At 35.7% G+C, this 6076-nt stretch carries 6 protein-coding genes and 3 tRNA genes; 6 read left to right on the top strand and 3 right to left on the bottom strand.

From position 1 onward, the window contains the following. A partial coding sequence (locus tag ACLJX0_RS15280) for a transposase (RefSeq protein WP_410881680.1) occupies nt 1–140 on the top strand: 140 nt, incomplete at its 5' end. A 247-nt stretch (nt 141–387) separates the two neighbouring features. Here ACLJX0_RS15280 and ACLJX0_RS15275 read toward each other — a convergent pair. The 3 genes from ACLJX0_RS15275 to ACLJX0_RS15265 all read right to left on the bottom strand — a co-directional run bounded on the left by ACLJX0_RS15275 (nt 388) and on the right by ACLJX0_RS15265 (nt 664). After that, nucleotides 388–460 (bottom strand) — tRNA-Phe (locus ACLJX0_RS15275). A gap of 24 nt (nt 461–484) precedes the next feature. Next, nucleotides 485–557, bottom strand: a tRNA-Phe gene (locus tag ACLJX0_RS15270). 34 nt (nt 558–591) lie between these two features. Then, nucleotides 592–664 (bottom strand) — tRNA-Phe (locus ACLJX0_RS15265). Between the two features lie 126 nt (nt 665–790). Here ACLJX0_RS15265 and ACLJX0_RS15260 point away from each other — a divergent pair. The 5 genes from ACLJX0_RS15260 (at nt 791) to ACLJX0_RS15240 (ending at nt 5943) form a co-directional block, all read left to right on the top strand. Further along, entirely contained in the window at nt 791–1540 is a 750-nt protein-coding gene (locus ACLJX0_RS15260; protein WP_410881679.1) for a type III pantothenate kinase, read from the top strand. Continuing rightward, nucleotides 1518–2783: a hypothetical protein gene (locus ACLJX0_RS15255; RefSeq protein ID WP_410881678.1), complete on the top strand. Its 1266-nt coding sequence runs from the start codon at nt 1518–1520 to the stop codon at nt 2781–2783. Before ACLJX0_RS15260 ends, ACLJX0_RS15255 begins: the two co-directional genes overlap by 23 nt. A 12-nt stretch (nt 2784–2795) precedes the next feature. Then, nucleotides 2796–3353, top strand: coding sequence for an LPS export ABC transporter periplasmic protein LptC (gene lptC, locus ACLJX0_RS15250; protein ID WP_410881677.1), 558 nt, complete (start codon nt 2796–2798; stop codon nt 3351–3353). 4 nt (nt 3354–3357) lie between these two features. Beyond that, entirely contained in the window at nt 3358–3558 is a 201-nt protein-coding gene (locus ACLJX0_RS15245; protein ID WP_410881676.1) for a hypothetical protein, read from the top strand. 291 nt (nt 3559–3849) lie between these two features. Continuing rightward, complete coding sequence (locus ACLJX0_RS15240; protein ID WP_410881675.1) at nt 3850–5943, top strand: peptidylprolyl isomerase; 2094 nt, start codon at nt 3850–3852, stop codon at nt 5941–5943. The last annotated feature ends 133 nt before the right edge of the window (nt 5944–6076 follow it).

Below are 6076 nucleotides of genomic sequence, written 5' to 3'. Positions count from 1 at the left end.
TACTCAACTATTTTAATGATAGAAGTACAAATGCTTCTGCGGAGTCCTTTAATGCTAAAATTAAATACTTTAGAATGATGTACAGAGGAGTGAGAGATAAAGCATTCTTCCTCTTTAGGTTGACTAAGCTTTTTGCTTAGTGGATATAAAAAAGGATAGATAAGATGCGACCCTTCTCCTTCCTCCGTCAGGATGACAAAAATAGAAGAGATTTTTTTATTTTTCAGGGTGACATACAGACTGGAAAAGTTAGATAGAAAAAAAACGCCTTTTTACATAGTCCCCAACTTTTGCACCTGATCCGACAGTACTAGACAGAGTAAGCCGTAAACTGTTTACCGTAAACAAAAAAAACCGATAACAAATGCTATCGGTTTTTTACTTGTGTGGTGCCTCCAGGAATCGAACCAGGGACACAAGGATTTTCAGTCCTTTGCTCTACCAACTGAGCTAAGGCACCCAGTGCTCGTTTAGTTTAAATTTGTGGTGCCTCCAGGAATCGAACCAGGGACACAAGGATTTTCAGTCCTTTGCTCTACCAACTGAGCTAAGGCACCAGTTTTAAACTAAGAATACTAAAAGCTAATATTGTGGTGCCTCCAGGAATCGAACCAGGGACACAAGGATTTTCAGTCCTTTGCTCTACCAACTGAGCTAAGGCACCAATTGGCTTTTAGTAGTGAACTTTTGTTCTCTTAAGCGGTTGCAAATATATAACACTTTTTTATTCTTCCAAAACATCTCAGTCAATTTTTCTTTATTTATCTTTGTTCCATTAAGCCCTAGAACTATGATCTACACCCTTGATATCGGCAACACCAGAACCAAACTCGCTATGTTTGAAAACAATAGCCTTATAAAAACCGATTATCTTTCTACAAAAAATTTAAAAGAAGAACTTTTATTTTTTTTAAAAAAATTTCAAATTAAGCCTAAAATTATCCTAGCAAGTGTAGTACATCTCGATTCTATACTACTAGAATGGTTGCAAAAAAACACTGATTTCATTCAAATTAGCGCTAGCACTCCTCTCCCACTAATCAACAAATACCAAACCCCACATACTTTAGGGATTGATCGTTTAGTGGTTGCTGCAGGGGCTACAATTGCCTATCCGAATACTGCTCGTTTAGTTATTGATGCAGGAACATGCATCACCTACGACTTTGTCAATGCTCACAATGAGTATTTGGGAGGAGCAATCTCCCCTGGTTTACAATTGCGATACAAGGCCTTAAATGATTATACAGACAAATTGCCTTATTTACAAACAGAAGACATTGATTATTTTATTGGTCAAAATACAAATCAATCCATACAATCAGGTGTTATCAATGGAATTGTTGCAGAAATAGACAATATTATCGACCGTTATAAAAAAGATTATGCTGATTTAACAATAATTTTAACGGGTGGGGATACAGTTTTTTTGGCTAAAAGATTAAAAAATATAATATTTGCTACACCAAACTTTCTTTCTGAGAGTTTGAACTATATATATCAATACATAATTGAAAATGATAAAAAGAATCATTCTTAGCTTTAGCCTTATTTTATCCGCTCAAGCTTTCGCTCAGCAAGGAACCGCTTCTCCTTACTCGTACTACGGCATTGGAGACTTAGGTTACAATGGTACAAATGAATATAAAGCTATGGGAGGTACTAGTGTCTATTCAGATAGTTTGCATATAAACTTACTGAATCCTGCCACTATTAGTCAACTGAAGGCTACAACGTTTACTGTTGGATCCACCTCAAAGTTCTATAATTTCAAATCTGATAACAGCAATGACAATATAAAACGTCAAACGATTGATTATTTTGTTGTGGGGTTTCCAATCTCTAAAAAATCGGGCGTTGTTTTCGGACTTCAACCGTATTCTTCTGTTGGATATAAAATCGAAAGAGAGCAAACCAACGACTTGAATCAAAAAACCTTCAATCAATTAGAAGGAAGTGGTGGAATTAACCGTGTGTTTTTAGGAACGGGATATGAAATAAACAAAAACTTCCAAGTCGGAATCCAAGCGAGCTATTTCTTTGGAAATACAGATAATAAGAACAGAGTTTCTTTACTGGATACTGGAGATGGATTTGGTCTATTGGGAAGTACAAGTGAAACGAGACGCATTGACTACAAAGGGTATGAAATTCGTGCTGCCCTTCAATACCAAGGAAAATACAAGGACTACGATTGGCAAGCTAACCTTACGTACAGCCCAGAAACTAAATTAACTGCAGACAATGTAACTAATTTGAGAATTATTCACAGTAACGGAGCCATTCTTGATTCCAAAGAAGTTTTCAACGGAAGTTCTAAATTAACCAAACCACAAGAGCTGTCCCTTGGAGCAGGAATTGGTAAAAATTTAAAATGGTTTGTCTCTGGACAGTTTACCTATATTGAGAACAGTAAACTAACATCAAGCTGGAATACAGCTGACTATGCAAAATTTGAAGATACAAAGCGCTATGCGATTGGAGGATTCTACATTCCTAAATACAACTCATTTACCAGTTATTTTGATCGCGTGGTATACCGTGCTGGATTCCGCTACGAGAATACAGGCCTAGTATTGAAAAATGATGCAATTAACGATTACGCTTTTTCCATTGGAGCAGGACTTCCTCTTTTCGGACGTACGTTATCCAATATCAATATCGGACTTGAATACGGAAATAAGGGGACAAAAAACAGTGGATTGGTTAAAGAAAATTACTTCAACCTATCAATTGGTTTATCGCTTAACGATTTCTGGTTCTTAAAACGTAAATTTGATTAATACAACTCATCCATGTTGTTAGCTAAAAAAACATTTTATATTGCTTTAGTACTTGGCTGTATCGGTTTTACCGCATGCGAGAGTAACTTTAGAGATATTCAAAAAATACACGACAAAGCTCCGTTTTACCCTGCAGGTATAGCGGAACATATGCGTGGTCAATACATTGATTCTGGAAGAGTCAAGGCGATTTTAGTTAGCGATAAAATGCTGGACTATTCCACTGTCAAATACAAGTTTACCGAATTTCCCGAGGGCATTCACCTGACGTTTTTCGATAACGACAATAATAAAAACACCGTAGTAGCAGATTATGCCATCCAATACACTGCGACAGAATTGATTGATTTAAGAGGAAACGTAGTTATAACCACCTATGACAATAAAAAGTTAGAGTCAGATCAATTGTACTACAACCAAAAATTGGATTGGTTTTATACCAATGGCAAATACAAAGCCTCTACTGATCTAGAAAATTTCACTCAAGGCGTAGGTGTGGATTTTGATGGTAAGCTAAACGTAATTAAAGCAAGGAACAGCTACGCAGAGAGTATTAAAAAAGAAAACTAAACCTATGAAAGCATTACAACTTATACCTTTTCTATATTTATTTGTTGCCCTTTTATTCCTTTATGATGCGGCAACTAAAATCATGGCAGGGGAGCCCTTTTCCAATTATTGGACCAGTTTTCTTGTAGCAGCATTAGCCATTTTCATGTTCTTCTTCCGAAGAAAATACAGCAAACGAATGGTTGATCATTACAATAAAAAATAAAAGAACTAGCTAAACCGCAACCTTTCAATTCGGGTTGCGGTTTTTTTACTCTTCTCCTTTACCCATTGCGTTGAATACTGCTCTTTTTTTGTTTCTATCTTTCATTCCTTCTCCTCTTTCCTCTTCTTTTTTCGATGCTGAATCAAGCTTTACCTAATAATTTCTGTTTTTTAACAGGAAAAATCAGCAAGAAAGACATTCTTTCTTCAAAATAATAGGTTTACCCCTTTTATTATTAAAGAGATAATTGTATTTTCGCTCTCTGAAAAAAATTACACATAATAAAAAAACATGGCAGTTTTATCAAAAATTAGACAAAAGTCGGCGCTCTTAATTGCAGTAATTGGTATTGCTTTATTAGCATTCGTCATTGGAGACGTAGTTCGAAGCGGCGGTGCTGGTACTTCGAGAAATGTTGGAAGCGTAAATGGTGAAGATATCAATACGCAGATTTTTCAACAAAAAGTTTCCCAAGCAGAGCAAGGGAATCAAATGAGTAGAAATCAAGCCTATCAAATGGTGTGGAATACCGAAGTAAATAATATACTGCTAAAAACGGAATTCGAAAAATTAGGTTTACAAATTGGACAAGAACAATTGATTAACGTAGTGAAAACCAACCCTATGTTTGCCAACAGTCCTGAATTCCAAAATCAATTAGGCCAATTCGACATGGCTAAATTCAACGCTTGGGTAATGGGAATGAAACAAGCAGGACCAGAACAATGGCAAGCTTGGTTAGCATACGAAGTAGAATTAGAGAAGTTTGGTTTACAACAGATGTATAATGCTTTAGTAAAAGGTGGTTTATACACAACACAAACAGAAGCTAAATATTCATACCATGGAGAAAATAGCAAAGTAACCTTTGACTATGTAACTGTTCCATATAGCACGATTAACGATGATCAAGCCAAAGTAACAGATGCTGATATTACAAGTTATATGAAAAAACACGAAAATAGATTCAAATCTGAACCTACTCGTGAATTGACTTATGCGTATGTTGAAAGTTTACCTTCAGATTCAGACAAAGAAGAAGTAAAAGAAATGGTTGAGGCTTTTTTAAGACCAACCGTTCAATACAATGCTGAAACGAAAAAGAACGATACTATTGCAGGTTTTAAATCTACAAAAGATTTAATAACTTTTGTAAACACAAATTCAGATGTAAAATTTGATAGTGTTTACTATGCGAAAAAAGATTTGCCTTTAGAATTCCAAGAACAACTATACAACTTAGCAACAGGAGAAGTATTTGGCCCTTATTTATTCAATGACCACTACTGCATTTCGCGTATGGTAGGTAAAAAAGCTGGAGCAAAAGTAAATGCAGCTCACATCTTAATTTCATATGCAGGTGCACCACAAAGTACAGCTACTAGAACAAAAGAGGAAGCAAAAGCAAAAGCAGACGAGCTTTTGAAAAAAGCAACTGCAGCAAACTTTGCTGAATTAGCTCAAGCAGAATCAGAAGATCCCGGATCAAAAGCAAACGGTGGTAAATACGAAGATATTGCTAAAGGACAAATGGTGAAACCTTTTGAGGATTTCATCTTCAACAATGCTACAGGTAAAATTGGAGTAGTTGAAACAGACTATGGATTCCACGTGATTCAAGTTTTAGGAAAATCTGAAGGAGTACAATTAGCAACTTTAGCAAGAAAAATTGAAGCTTCAGAAGCAACAGCAGACGAAGTATTTGCTAAAGCAACTAATATTGAATCAGCAGCAACTTCAGGAAACTTAGTAACTGAAGCAGAAAAATTAAATGCTGTAGTTCAACAAAATGTAACAGTACGTCCATTTGACGAATACCTACAAGCGGTTGGAGCAAGAAGCGAAATCGTTTCTTGGGCTTTTAATAAAGACACGAAAGATGGAGATGTAAAGCGTTTTGACATTCCTGACGGATACATTATCGTTACTCTAGCTTCATCAAACAACACTGGTTTACTACCTATCGAAGAAGCTAGAAAAGTTGTGGAGCCAATTTTAATGAATGAGAAAAAAGCACAACTTATTAGACAAAAAATGACTGCTGCTACAGTAGAAGAAGTGTCAAAACAAACCAACGCCTCTGTTGCTCTTGCGATGGATGTAACAAGACAAAATCCATTACTAACCAACATTGGTAATGAACCATTAGTTGTTGGTACAGCATTTGGCACAGCATTGAATGAGAGTTCTAAACTTATTGATGGTGTTAAAGGAGTTTATATGGTAAAAACAACACGCGTTGCACTAGCCCCAGACTTAGACAACTATAACAACTACAAAAATAAAACAGAGAATGCGGTTCGCATGAGTGCTTCATCTAAAGCCTTACAAGCTTTAAAAGATCAAGCTAAAATTAAAGACAACAGAATTGGAATGATCCAATAATCATACAAGAGGGTGTCCCAAAAGGTCACCCTCTTTTGTATTTTATAAAACGTTACTTTTCTCTTTGCTTAAAAATTCTTGCAATTAAAACGAGTTTTAGACTTATAATTTGTCATTTTTCGTTTATCAGTCT

The organism is Myroides sp. DW712 (assembly GCF_046557355.1).
In the GTDB taxonomy this organism is placed as follows: Bacteria; Bacteroidota; Bacteroidia; order Flavobacteriales; family Flavobacteriaceae; genus Flavobacterium.
This window is presented reverse-complemented; position numbering and strand designations above follow the sequence as displayed.

Excerpts from the sequence above, each read along its gene's own strand:
- ACLJX0_RS15255 (WP_410881678.1), top strand. The coding sequence starts at position 1,518 with ATGATAAAAAGAATCATTCTTAGCTTTAGCCTTATTTTATCCGCTCAA.
- lptC (WP_410881677.1), top strand. The coding sequence starts at position 2,796 with ATGTTGTTAGCTAAAAAAACATTTTATATTGCTTTAGTACTTGGCTGT.
- ACLJX0_RS15260 (WP_410881679.1), top strand. The coding sequence starts at position 791 with ATGATCTACACCCTTGATATCGGCAACACCAGAACCAAACTCGCTATG.
- ACLJX0_RS15240 (WP_410881675.1), top strand. The coding sequence starts at position 3,850 with ATGGCAGTTTTATCAAAAATTAGACAAAAGTCGGCGCTCTTAATTGCA.
- ACLJX0_RS15245 (WP_410881676.1), top strand. The coding sequence starts at position 3,358 with ATGAAAGCATTACAACTTATACCTTTTCTATATTTATTTGTTGCCCTT.